The 11448-nt window shown below is 70.3% G+C and carries 10 protein-coding genes; 8 read left to right on the top strand and 2 right to left on the bottom strand.

The genetic code is table 11. The features are described from left to right. Positions 1–203: 203 nt before the first annotated feature. From AVL48_RS35675 to AVL48_RS35640, 8 genes are all read left to right on the top strand, one after another. Positions 204–2051: a hypothetical protein gene (locus AVL48_RS35675; RefSeq protein ID WP_061985491.1), complete on the top strand. Its 1848-nt coding sequence runs from the start codon at positions 204–206 to the stop codon at positions 2049–2051. Then, entirely contained in the window at positions 2044–3033 is a 990-nt protein-coding gene (locus AVL48_RS35670; protein ID WP_061985488.1) for an HAD-IIA family hydrolase, read from the top strand. The genes AVL48_RS35675 and AVL48_RS35670 overlap by 8 nt, the downstream gene beginning before the upstream one ends. Before the next feature lie 22 nt (positions 3034–3055). Further along, positions 3056–3289, top strand: a complete 234-nt coding sequence (locus AVL48_RS35665; protein ID WP_425266083.1) for a hypothetical protein — start codon at positions 3056–3058, stop codon at positions 3287–3289. 4 nt (positions 3290–3293) lie between these two features. Continuing rightward, the gene (locus tag AVL48_RS35660) at positions 3294–4109 is read left to right on the top strand and encodes a TlyA family RNA methyltransferase (RefSeq protein WP_061985484.1); all 816 of its coding nucleotides are present in this window, start codon (positions 3294–3296) and stop codon (positions 4107–4109) included. Continuing rightward, positions 4106–5017, top strand: a complete 912-nt coding sequence (locus AVL48_RS35655) for an NAD kinase (protein WP_061985482.1) — start codon at positions 4106–4108, stop codon at positions 5015–5017. The genes AVL48_RS35660 and AVL48_RS35655 overlap by 4 nt, the downstream gene beginning before the upstream one ends. 104 nt (positions 5018–5121) lie before the next feature. Continuing rightward, positions 5122–6918: a DNA repair protein RecN gene (recN, locus tag AVL48_RS35650; protein ID WP_061985527.1), complete on the top strand. Its 1797-nt coding sequence runs from the start codon at positions 5122–5124 to the stop codon at positions 6916–6918. A gap of 106 nt (positions 6919–7024) precedes the next feature. Then, positions 7025–8209: a putative cytokinetic ring protein SteA gene (gene steA / locus AVL48_RS35645; protein WP_061985480.1), complete on the top strand. Its 1185-nt coding sequence runs from the start codon at positions 7025–7027 to the stop codon at positions 8207–8209. Next, positions 8206–9153, top strand: coding sequence for a copper transporter (locus tag AVL48_RS35640; protein WP_061985478.1), 948 nt, complete (start codon positions 8206–8208; stop codon positions 9151–9153). Before steA ends, AVL48_RS35640 begins: the two co-directional genes overlap by 4 nt. A gap of 75 nt (positions 9154–9228) precedes the next feature. Here AVL48_RS35640 and AVL48_RS35635 read toward each other — a convergent pair whose 3' ends face one another. Beyond that, complete coding sequence (locus AVL48_RS35635; RefSeq protein WP_061985476.1) at positions 9229–9939, bottom strand: aspartate/glutamate racemase family protein; 711 nt, start codon at positions 9937–9939, stop codon at positions 9229–9231. After that, the gene (locus AVL48_RS35630) at positions 9939–11381 is read right to left on the bottom strand and encodes an NCS1 family nucleobase:cation symporter-1 (RefSeq protein WP_061985474.1); all 1443 of its coding nucleotides are present in this window, start codon (positions 11379–11381) and stop codon (positions 9939–9941) included. Before AVL48_RS35630 ends, AVL48_RS35635 begins: the two co-directional genes overlap by 1 nt. Positions 11382–11448: the final 67 nt, after the last annotated feature.

Raw genomic sequence — 11448 nt, 5'->3', positions numbered from 1 at the left:
TGCAACCGAAGGGTTGTGGGAGAGTAGGACACCGCCGGACTAACTTCAGGACAGGGTCCTGACCAGGGTCGAGAACCCCACAGGTTCTCCCCGGTCAGGGCCCTGTCTCTTTTCATGTCCATGGACGGACTACAGTGGTCCGTTGGCGCGCCCGATGGGTGTCGCCGGTATCGAAGACTTTTTCAATAGTGGCAGGAGGCCAGGTGTCCGAGTTCGGTCGACGTGACTCAGATGATGGCGCGTCCGGCCGGTCGGGTCGCCGGGACGAGAGTCCCCGCGGAGGCCGGTCTGACGCGCAGCGAGGTGACCGGCGCGGTTCCGCCGGCGGCAGGCAGGACCGAGGCGGTCGTGACGGTGGCTACCAGGGCCGCCCGCGCCGTGACGATCGCGGTGCCCGTGGGACCGGCAGCTATCCCGGCAAGCCCGCGCGCAGCGGCGATGGCCCGCGCGATCAGCGTGCCGGTAGCCGTTTCGCCGGTCAGGGCCGCGACGAGAACCGTCCGCGCTACGACAGCGACGACCGCCGTGGTGGTACCGGAGCAGGCGACCGCCGTGACGACCGGTCCGGTGGCCGCGACAACGACCGTCGTGGTGGTTACCGCTCCGACGACCGGCGCGACAGCCGCGACACCCGTGGCGGCGACCGCGGCGGGTTCCGCTCCGACAACCGCGGCGGCGGGTACCGGTCGGACAACCGTGGCGGGGACACCCGCGGCGACCGCGGCGGGTACCGCTCCTCCGAGGGCCGCCCCGAGCGTCGCTACGACAACCGGTCGGACAACCGATCCGAGGGCCGGTACGAGAAGCGCACCGACAGCCGTCCGGCTCGTTCCGGTTACGGCTCCGACAACCGCGGCCGTTCCGACGACCGCCCGTCCGGCAACCGGTACGAAGGCCGCCCGCAGGGCAAGTCCTACGGCGACCGCGACAACCGTGGCGGCCGTGACGACCGGCGCCCGTCCTACCGCGACGACCGCGGTGGTGCGCGTTCCGGTGGTTACGGCGGCGATCGCCGTGACGACCGGCGTGGTCCCTCCTCGGGCGACCGCCGTCCCACGGGCGGTGGCTACGAGCGCAAGAGCTTCGGCGACCGTGACCGCGGCCGCGACGACGACCGTCGTGGCGGCTACCGTCCCTCCGGCGACCGTCCCGAGCGTTCCGATCGGCCGGTCCGCTCCGACCGTCCCGACCGCAAGCCGTCCGATCGGCCGGAGAAGCGGTACGACGACAAGCGCGGCGATTCCCGTGGCGGTGAAGGCCGGTTCGAGCGCAAGCGCGACGACCGTCCCCAGCGCGATCGTTCCGAGGGCCGCAAGGACTTCCGGACCATGCCGCGTACCGAAGACAAGCCGGTCGACGACGAGACTTTGGCGCGCGAGCTGCTCTCGGCTCCGGAACTGCCCGAGGGCATCGAGTTCTCCGACCTCGACGAAGAGGTCCGTCGTGAACTCCGCACCCTGCCCAAGGCACTCGCGGAAACCGTCGGCAAGCACCTCGTCGCGGCCGGTGGGCTCCTCGACGAAGACCCCGAAGCCGCGATGGAGCACGCCAAGTACGCGAAGGCCAAGGCGTCGCGGGTGCCGATCGTCCGTGAGGCGCTCGGTCTGGTGGCCTACCACGCAGGCAACTGGTCCGAAGCGCTTTCGGAGCTTCGAGCCGTCCGCCGGATGACCCGCGCCGACGACCACATCGCGATCATCGCCGACGCCGAGCGTGCCATCGGGCGCCCGGAGCGGGCGCTGGACCTCGCGAAGGAGGTCGACAAGGAGCGTCTGTCCAAGGCGACCCAGATCGAACTCGCGATCGTCGCCGCCGGTGCGCGCCGTGACCTCGGTCAGCTTGAAGCCGCCGTCGTCTCCCTGCAGGGCGACGACCTCAAGGCGGAGAAGCGCGACCCGTGGAGTGCCCGGCTGTTCTACGCCTACGCCGACAACCTCGCGGCCGCCGACCGCAAGGAAGAAGCGATTCGCTGGTTCCTCAACGCGGCAGAGGCCGACGAGGAGGACGAGACCGACGCCGCCGAGCGCGCCGCGGAGCTCACGAATGGCTGACGCCCTGTCGGCCGGGTACGACGCGGTCCTGTTCGACCTCGACGGCACGGTCTATCACGGCAGCACGGTCGTCCCGGGCGCCCCGGAAGCACTCCGGGCGCTTCGGGACGACGGCACGGCCGTCCGCTGGGTGACGAACAACGCCTCCAAGGCACCCGAGGAGGTCTCCGCGCACCTGGAGGCCCTCGGCCTGCCCGCCACCCCCGACGAGGTCCACACGAGCTCCCAAGCCGCCGCCACCCTGCTGGGTGAGCGGCTGCCCGAGAGCGCCGTCGTGCTCGTCGTGGGTACGGACTCGCTCGCCGCCCAGATCGAGTCGGTGGGGCTGCGCACGGTCCGGGAAGCCGGGCCGGATGTGGCCGCCGTCGTGCAGGGGCATTCCCCCGAAAACACCTGGGCCGCCCTCGCGGAGGCGTGTCTCGCCATCCGCGCGGGCGCGCTGTGGGTGGCGACGAACGTCGACGCGACCCTGCCGACCGAACGCGGTTTGCTGCCCGGCAACGGGTCGATGGTGGCCGCCCTGCGGACCGCCACCGAGGCCGAACCGCTCGTGGCGGGCAAACCCGCACCGCTGCTGTTCACCACGGCGGCGCGGGACGCGGGTGCGGAGCGGGCCCTCGTCGTCGGTGACCGGCTGGACACCGACATCGAAGGCGCGGTCGCGGCCGGGATCGACGCGCTCTGCGTGCTGACCGGGGTCGCCGACGCGGCGGCCCTGATCAAGGCGAGGTCCGAGGAACGGCCGCGGTACCTCGCGTGGGATCTGTCCGGCCTCGGCGCCCGCGCGGATCTGCTCGAGGTCGGCCCGAAGGACGGCTGGCGGGTCACCGCACAGGGTGACGCGCTCGAAGCCGAGGGTGAAGGTGACTCCTTGGACCTGCTGCGCGCGTTGTGCGCGGTGGCCTGGGAGACGGGGATCACCGAGGTCCGTGGCGTCGGCGACACCGCCCGCGCCGCGCTCGGCGAGCTGCGCCTCGCCTGACCAGCGCTGCTAACTTGGTGGGGTGCAAGACCACTTCCACCCCGTTCCGCGCCCCCCGGTGCCCGGACCGCCGCCGGTCCCGAGCGACCCGACCGACCACTTCGCGCAGCAGGACACGGATCCCCGTGCCGGGGTCGACGAAGCCGTGGCGGGCCTCGACGACCTCGCCTCGCTTCCGCTCTCGGAGCACGTCGACCGCTTCGAAGCCGTGCACACCGAGCTGACGGTGGCGCTGTCCACCATCGACAAGGTCTGACCGCGTGCCCAAACGCGCCCGCCTGGACGCGGAACTCGTCCGGCGGGGTCTGGCCCGCTCCCGCGAGCAGGCGTCCGCGCTGATCGCCGAGGGCAAGGTCAGCGTGCGCGGGATGGTGGCCACCAAACCCGCGACCGGGGTCGAGTCCGGCGCGCCGATCGTGGTGCGCGACGGCGACGACCCCGGCTGGGCCTCGCGCGGCGCGCACAAACTGCTGGGCGCGCTCGCCGCCTTCACCCCGCACGGCCTTTCCGTCGACGGGAAGCGCTGCCTCGACGCCGGCGCCTCGACCGGTGGCTTCACCGACGTCCTGCTGCGCAACGGCGCCGCCACGGTGCTCGCCGCCGACGTCGGCCGCGGCCTGCTGGACTGGCGCCTGCGCACCGACGACCGCGTGGTCGTCCTCGACAAGACGAACGTCCGCAACCTGACCCCGGAAGACCTCGGCGGGCAGGTCGACCTCGTGGTCGGTGATCTCTCGTTCATCTCGCTCAAACTCGTGCTGCCCGCGCTGGCCGTCTGCGCGCGGGACGGCGCCGATCTGGTGCCGATGGTGAAACCGCAGTTCGAAGTCGGCAAGGACCGGCTCGGCAGCGGCGGCGTCGTCCGTGACCCGGAACTGCGAGTCGAATCCGTGCTGGGCGTGCTCGCCGAGGCCGAGAAGCTGGACCTGCGCCTGCGCGGTGTCGTGGCGAGCCCGCTTCCCGGCCCGTCCGGGAACGTCGAATACTTCGTCTGGCTTACCCGCGGGACGGGGGAGACCGTCGGCACCGACGCCGAACGGCTCGTCCGTACCGCAGTCCTGGAGGGACCCCAATGAGCGATCGCGAGGTGCTGCTCGTCGTGCACCCGGACCGGGACGCGACCCGGGACGCGGCACGCGAGGTATCGGCCCGTTTCGCCAAGGCCGGTGTGCGGCTGCGGGTCCTCGACGAGGACGTCCGGGAGATGCTCGAAGCGGACGGCGGGATCGGCGCGCCCTGCACGGTCATGGCGCCGGAGCAGGATCCAGCGGCCGGGACCGAGCTGGTGTTCGTGCTCGGCGGCGACGGCACGTTGCTGCGGGCCGCGGAACTGGCGAGGCCGAACGGTGTCCCGGTGCTCGGAGTGAACCTCGGGCGGGTCGGATTCCTGGCGGAGGCCGATTCGGACAAGCTGGCCGACACCGTCCAGCGCGCTGTCGACGGCGATTACCAGGTCGAAGAGCGGATGACCGTCGACGTCACGGTCAGCATCGACGGCGAGGAGACCGTCCACACGTGGGCGCTCAACGAGGCCAGCGTCGAGAAGAGCTCGCGTGAGCGCGTGCTGGACGCTCTCATCGAGGTCGACGGCAGGCCCGTGTCTTCCTTCGGCTGTGACGGCGTCCTGTGCGCCACTCCGACCGGCTCGACGGCGTACGCGTTCTCCGCGGGCGGGCCGATCATCTGGCCGGACGTCCAGGCGCTGCTGGTGGTGCCGAGCAACGCGCACGCGATGTTCTCCCGGCCGCTGGTCGTCTCCCGCGACTCGGAGATCACCGTCGCCATCGATCCGGACGGCTCGCCCGCCGTCCTGACCTGCGACGGATCGCGGACCTTCGACCTTCCCGCCGGCTCGGCCGTCCGGGTCACCTGCGGCCGGGTGCCGGTGCGGCTGATCCGGTTGTGGGAAGGCCCCTTCACCGACCGGCTGGTGCACAAGTTCTCGTTGCCGATCAAGGGCTGGCGGGAGCGGCACGCGCGCTGAGGGATGTCATGAACGGGGCTTTCATCGCGAAATTCGCCAGGAAAGTCCCGTTCATCTCGTGCCGGGTGCGGGAATGGTCGGGGTAGGCCGCTACGGTGGGCGTCGTGCTGGCCGAGATGCGCATCCAGGGCCTCGGAGTCATCGAGGACGCCCTGCTGGAACTGCACGCGGGCTTCACCGTCGTCACCGGTGAGACGGGTGCGGGCAAGACCATGGTCGTCAGCGGGTTGCACCTGCTCTCCGGCGGCCGAGCCGAAGTGTCCAAGGTGCGAACGGGAATGCTGAAGGCCTTCGTGGAAGGCCGATTCGAACTGGGCGGAGCCGAGGGCGCCACCCGGATAGTCACCGACGCCGGGGCGGAGGTCGACGAGGACGGCAGCGTCATCGCGCTGCGCGCGGTCTCGGTCGACGGCCGCTCCCGTGCCCACCTCGGTGGCCGTTCGGTGCCGGTCGGCGTGCTGGCCGATCTGTCCGAGCAGCTGATCGCGGTGCACGGGCAGAACGATCAGCTGCGGCTGCTGCGGCCCGCCGAGCAGCGTGCCGTCATCGACCGGTTCGCCGGTGAAGCCGTCACCGAACCCTTGGAGCAGTACCGAGCGGTACGGGACGAGTGGCTCGCCGTCGTCGCCGAACTGACCGAACGGTCCACCCGGTCCCGTGAGATGGCCCAGCAGGCGGACCTGCTGCGGCACGGTCTCGCCGAGATCGACGCCGTCGCGCCGGAACCCGGCGAGGACACCGAACTCACCGAGCAGATCAAGCGGCTCGCCGCGGTCGACGAACTGCGGGCCGCGGCCAGTGCGGCGCACGCCGCGGTCGCCGGTTCGTCCGACGGGGATCCGGACGCGCCCGGCGCGCTGGGACTGATCGGCGAGGCGACCCGCCAGCTGACTGGCTCCGAGGACGCCGTGCTCCGCGATCTGGGCCCCCGCCTCGACGAGGCCTCGGTGCTGCTGTCCGAAGTGGGCACCGAGCTGGGGAGCTATCTCGAAACGCTCGACGCCGACCCCGCGCTGCTGGAGAAGGTGCTCGCGCGCCAGGCCGACCTGAAGCGGCTCACGCGCAAGTACGCCGCCGATGTGGACGGTGTGCTCGCCTGGGCCGACGATGCCCGCCGCCGGATGTCCACGATGGACACTTCCGAGGAGGCGCTCGCCGAACTGGCCAAGCGCCGCGACGAACTCGCCGTCACGCTGGCCGAACACGCCCTCAGGCTGTCGGAGGCGCGGGTCGAGGCCGCCGCCGAACTGGCCGAGGCGATCACCGCCGAGATGTCCGGGCTGGCCATGGGCCAGGCCGAGATCGAGATCACCGTCGAGCGGCGCACCGTGGACGAGAGCGACCCGCACGCGGTGAAGGTCGAAGGCAGGCTCGTGCACGCCGGCCCCGACGGCGTCGACGACGTCGAACTGTTGCTGCGCGCGCACAACGGCGCACCGCCGCTTCCGGTGCACAAGGCCGCTTCCGGCGGTGAGCTTTCCCGCGTGATGCTGGCGATCGAGGTCGTCCTCGCGCATGCGGACACCGTGCAGACCCTGGTGTTCGACGAGGTCGACGCCGGGGTCGGCGGCCGTGCGGCGGTCGAGATCGGCAGGCGGCTGGCGCGGCTGGCGCGCAGCCACCAGGTCCTGGTGGTCACGCATCTGCCGCAGGTGGCCGCGTTCGCCGATCAGCATCTGGTGGTGGACAAGGGCACCAGCGGCGGGGTGACCCGCAGTGGCGTGCGTGTACTCGAACAATCCGAGCGGGTCGTCGAACTCGCGCGGATGCTCGCCGGAATGGAGAGCACCGAGACCGGCCGGGCGCACGCCGAGGAATTGCTCGCCGTCGCCGAGGCCGACAAAAGCGCGCCGGACAAGCCGAAAGCCCGCCGCGGCGGGAAGCGCAAGAAGGCGAAGTAACGGACGAGACGCCGGGGGAGTGGCGCCACCCGGTGTGGGTTAATCGGCGTGTTCCCTTCGGCGTGGCGGACGCATAAGGCCGCACCGATTTGTCACTATCGGTCGCATGAAGCTCACCGGCTTGCTCACGCGTAACCAAGAGACCCTCCCCGGGATCACCGGCGTCGCGAGGGTCGACAGGCGTACCCGTGAGCTTCTCCGCCGGCTGAGCCCGGGTGACATCGTCGTCCTCGACCAGCTCGATCTCGACCGTTCGACGGCCGACGCCTTGGTGGAGGCCGAAGTCGCGGCGGTGGTGAACGCCTCGCCGTCGATCTCCGGCCGGTTCCCCAACCTGGGACCGGAGGTCCTGCTCGAGGCGGGGATCCTGCTGGTCGACTCGGTCGGCGGCGAGCTGCTGCGCAAGGTGAAGGACGGCACGAAACTCCGCCTGCACGAGGGCGTCGTCTACGTCGGCGAGCGGCAGATCGGGTCAGGGATCCAGCAGACGCGGGAAAGCGTCGCGGACCAGATGATCGAGGCCAAGGCCGGGATGTCCACCCAGCTGGAGGCGTTCTCCGCGAACACGATCGAGTTCCTCCGCCGGGAACGCAGCCTCATTCTCGACGGCGTCGGGGTGCCGGAGATCCGGGTTCCCTTGCGGGACCGGCACGCCCTGGTGGTCGCGGGCGGCAACGGGCACGCCGAAGACCTCAAGAAGCTGAAGAAGTACATTTCCGAGCACCGCCCGGTGCTGATCGGGGTCGACGCCGGTGCCGACACCCTGCGGGCGCAGGGGTATCTGCCGGACGTCATCGTCGGTGACCCGCACGGGATCGGCGCGGAAACGCTGCGCAGCGGCGGCGAGGTCGTGGTCCCGGCACAGCCGGACGGGCACGCGCCGGGTGTCGAGCGCATCCAGGACCTCGGGATCGGCGCGGTCACCTTCCCCGCCACGGGCAACGCCGAGGATCTGGCCCTGCTGCTGGCCGACGCGCACGAGGCGAGCCTGGTGGTCACCGTCGGTTTCCAGGCGACACTGCGGGAATTCCTCGACCACGGCCGGTCCGGGTCGAACCCGTCGACGTTCCTCACCCGGTTGAAGCTCGGCACGAAACTGGTCGACGGCAAGGCGGTCGCGACCCTGCACCGCAGCCGCGTGTCGATCGGCGCCGTCGTCCTGCTGGTGCTGGCGGCCTTGGTGGCCGTCGCGGTCGCGCTGCTGGTGTCCGACGTGGGTTCGGTCTACCTCGACTGGATCCGCGACACCTGGAACTCGTTCATCGCCTGGGGCAAGGGACTTTTCACGTGATTTCTCTGCGGTACCACATCATTTCCATCGCCGCCTGCTTCCTGGCGCTCGCCATCGGGGTGGTGCTCGGGTCGACGGCGCTGAACGGTTCACTGCTGTCCGGGCTCGCCGGGCAGAAGGAGGACCTGGGTTCCCAGGTCGCGGACCTGGAGGCGCAGCGCAATTCCCTCAACGCCCGGCTCAGCGACGCGGACGCGTTCGCCGGGGCGATGGGACCCAAGGTCGTCGCCGGCCAATTGGACAAGCGTTCGGTGGTGCTGGTGACCACCGAGGACGCGAAGCCCGCGGACCGCGACGCGCTCAAGCAGCTCGTCGGACAGGCCGGTGGCTCGGTCACCGGCGAGATCCAGCTGACCGAGGCGTTCTCCGACCCGATGCGGTCCGATCAGCTGCGTGACGTCGTGACCCGCCTGCAGCCCGCCGGGGTCCAGTTCCCGACCGCGGGCGACCCGGGCACCCTGGCCGGCGCGCTGCTCGGTTCGGTGGCGTTGCTGAACAAGGACAACGCGCAGCCGCAGTCCACGCCGGTGGAACTGTCGGCCGCGCTCGGCGGGCTCACCGACGGCGGTTTCCTCAAGGCGGGCCAGGACGTGAAGCCCGCGCAGCTCGCGATCGTGCTCACCGGCTCCAAGTACACCGGTGACGGCGCGGGTGACCGTGCCTCGACCGTCGCGCGCTTCGCCGCGCAGCTCGACCGTTCCGGCGCGGGCACGGTCCTCGCGGGTGACGCCGGATCCGCCGATGGCACCGGCGCGATCGGGGTCGTCCGCGCCGACACCTCGGCGACCTCCATCTTGTCCACTGTGGACAACGCGGAGACCGCGGCGGGCCGGGTCACCACGATCATGGCACTGCGTGAGCAGCTCGAAGGCGGCGCCGGCCGCTACGGCATCGCCGGTAACGCCCAGGCCCCGGCTCCGGGCATCGCCGCCGCCGGCAACTAGCCACAGGCGACCGAACCCCATGCAGTTAGTCCTCTGAATGCGGTAGTCGCACGCGCAAGGACCGCATTCAGAGGACTAAATGCGCGGCCAGCGGCGGGTTTTGGGCAAGGGGCGGGCGTAGGAACCGGCCCGGCTGGTCTTGAGGTCGAGCGTCACCAGGGATTCGGCGAGGCGGACGGCGGCCGCGACGCCGTCGATCACCGGGATGTCCAGCATCGCGGAGATCCGCCGGTCCAGTCCTGTCATCCCGGCGCAGCCGAGGACGAGCACTTCCGCGCCGGCGTCGCGCGCCCGGCGCCCGGCGGTCAGCAGTGCCGACTCCGTCCGGCGTTCGTCGGTCAGTTCGAGCACGCCGAGTCCGGCGCCCAGGACGCCGACGCAGTTCTGCGCGACTCCCGAGGCGTGCAGGCTGTCTTCGATGAGGCCGCACGTCCGGTCCAATGTGGTCACTACGCCGTACCGTCTTCCCAGCAGGCAGGCCAGATGCGCGGCGGCTTCGGTGATGTCGACGACCGGGACGTCGAGCAGTTCCCTCGCCCCTTCCCGGCCGTGCTCGCCGAAACCGGCCATCACGAGCGCGTCGAAGGGTTCGTCCATGCCGTTGAGGAGGTCGAGGACGGCCGCCGCGCTCAAGAAGCTGTCCAGCCAGCCCTCCGCGGATTCCGGGCCCCACAACGGCGTTCTGGCGAGGATCTCGGTGCCTGGGCTCGCGGCGGCACGAGCACCGGCCTCGATCTCCTTCGTCATGGCCTCGGTGGTGTTGCAGTTGGTGACCAGGATCCGCATCAGGCGACCCGCTGCTTCCGTGACACCACCAGATAGAGCGCGGCGGCCGACGCGGTGCCGATGAACCACGAGTACGGCGCCGCCGGGGCGAAGTAGGGCACGAGCGCGATGACCGCGGACAGCACCGCCGTGGGCAGGAAGGTGATCATCGCCAGCGGGTTCACGCCGTGTTTGTAGTGATACGGCGAGTCCGCGCCTGCCACGAACAGCTTGTCGACGTCGATCCGGCCCCGTTTCACCAGGTAGTAGTCGACCATCATGATCCCGAACAGCGGGCCGAGGAAGGCGCCGAGGCCGCCGAGGAAGTAGTTGACCACCGCGGGGGAGGAGTACAGCTTCCACGGCAGCACGCACAGCGCCGCGACCGCGCTGATCATCCCGCCGATGGTGAAGGTGATCCGTTTCGGCCAGATGTTGGCCAGGTCGTAGGCGGGGGAGACGAAGTTCGCGACGATGTTCACGCCCATGGTGGCGATGGCGAACGTCAGCGCGCCGATGATGAGCACCGGGGTGTTGTCGATACGGGCCAGCAGTTCCGCCGGGTCGGTGATGGCCTCCCCGAACACCTGCAGGCTGCCGGCGGTCACCAGCACCGAAAGCAGCGCGAACGCCGTCGAGTTGATGGGCAGACCCCAGAAATTGCCGCGGCGCACCGTTTTCTGGTTCGGGGCGAACCGCGAGAAGTCGCAGAAGTTGAGCATCAGCGTGCCGTAGATGGACAGGATGAGGCCGACGGCGCCGAACCACTGCCGTACTTGTTCCCCGGTGGACAGCGACTTCCGATTACTCGTGAGGGAGATGTTCCAGTCCGCGGCGGCGAGCACCCACACCGCGAGCGCGATCATCACTACCCAGATGCCGGGACCGCACCAGTCCTGGAATTTGCGCACCGCCTCCATGCCGCGCGTGAGCACCAGCGCCTGCGCCAGCCACAGCGCGATGAAACAGCTCCAGCCGAGGGCGTGCAGACCGAGGAAACCGACCTCTGTCAACGGTTTCAGGCCGGGATCGATCGCGAGTACCAGCAGTGTGATGGCCACCGAGGCGAGATAGGTCTGGATGCCGTACCAGAAGATCGCGATGATCGCGCGGATCAGCGCGGGCAGGTTCGCGCCGAAGGTGCCGAAGCTGATCCGGGCGACGACGGGGAAGGGGACGCCGGTCCGCTGCCCGATCCGGCCCATCAGGTTCATGCCGAAGTAGATGAGCACGAAACCGGAGAGCAGCGCGGTGAACACCTGCCAGGCCGAGAGGCCGAGCACGAACAGGCCCGCCGCGAACGTGTAGTTGCCGAGGTTGTGCACGTCCGACATCCACAGTGCGAAGATGTCGTAGACCTTCCAACGGCGTTCTTTCGCCGGGGCGAGGTCGGAGTTCCAGAGCCGGGGATCGGGCTCGGCCGCGGTGGACGGTGTGGACCGGGTGGCTGGGGCGGCGGTCATGCGGGCCTCCGGATCGACGGGTGACGGCAAGCGCTGGTCGATTTGGTATCCCAAAATTTGGTATCCC

The organism is Amycolatopsis regifaucium (assembly GCF_001613935.1).
Lineage (GTDB): Bacteria > Actinomycetota > Actinomycetes > Mycobacteriales > Pseudonocardiaceae > Amycolatopsis > Amycolatopsis regifaucium.
Note: the sequence above shows the minus strand (reverse complement) of the source record. Positions and strands in the feature narration are given on the sequence as shown.

Coding starts and splice junctions, on each gene's coding strand:
- AVL48_RS35655 (WP_061985482.1), top strand. CDS start 4,106: ATGAGCGATCGCGAGGTGCTGCTCGTCGTGCACCCGGACCGGGACGCG.
- AVL48_RS35630 (WP_061985474.1), bottom strand. CDS start 11,381: ATGACCGCCGCCCCAGCCACCCGGTCCACACCGTCCACCGCGGCCGAG.
- steA (WP_061985480.1), top strand. CDS start 7,025: ATGAAGCTCACCGGCTTGCTCACGCGTAACCAAGAGACCCTCCCCGGG.
- AVL48_RS35670 (WP_061985488.1), top strand. CDS start 2,044: ATGGCTGACGCCCTGTCGGCCGGGTACGACGCGGTCCTGTTCGACCTC.
- AVL48_RS35635 (WP_061985476.1), bottom strand. CDS start 9,939: ATGCGGATCCTGGTCACCAACTGCAACACCACCGAGGCCATGACGAAG.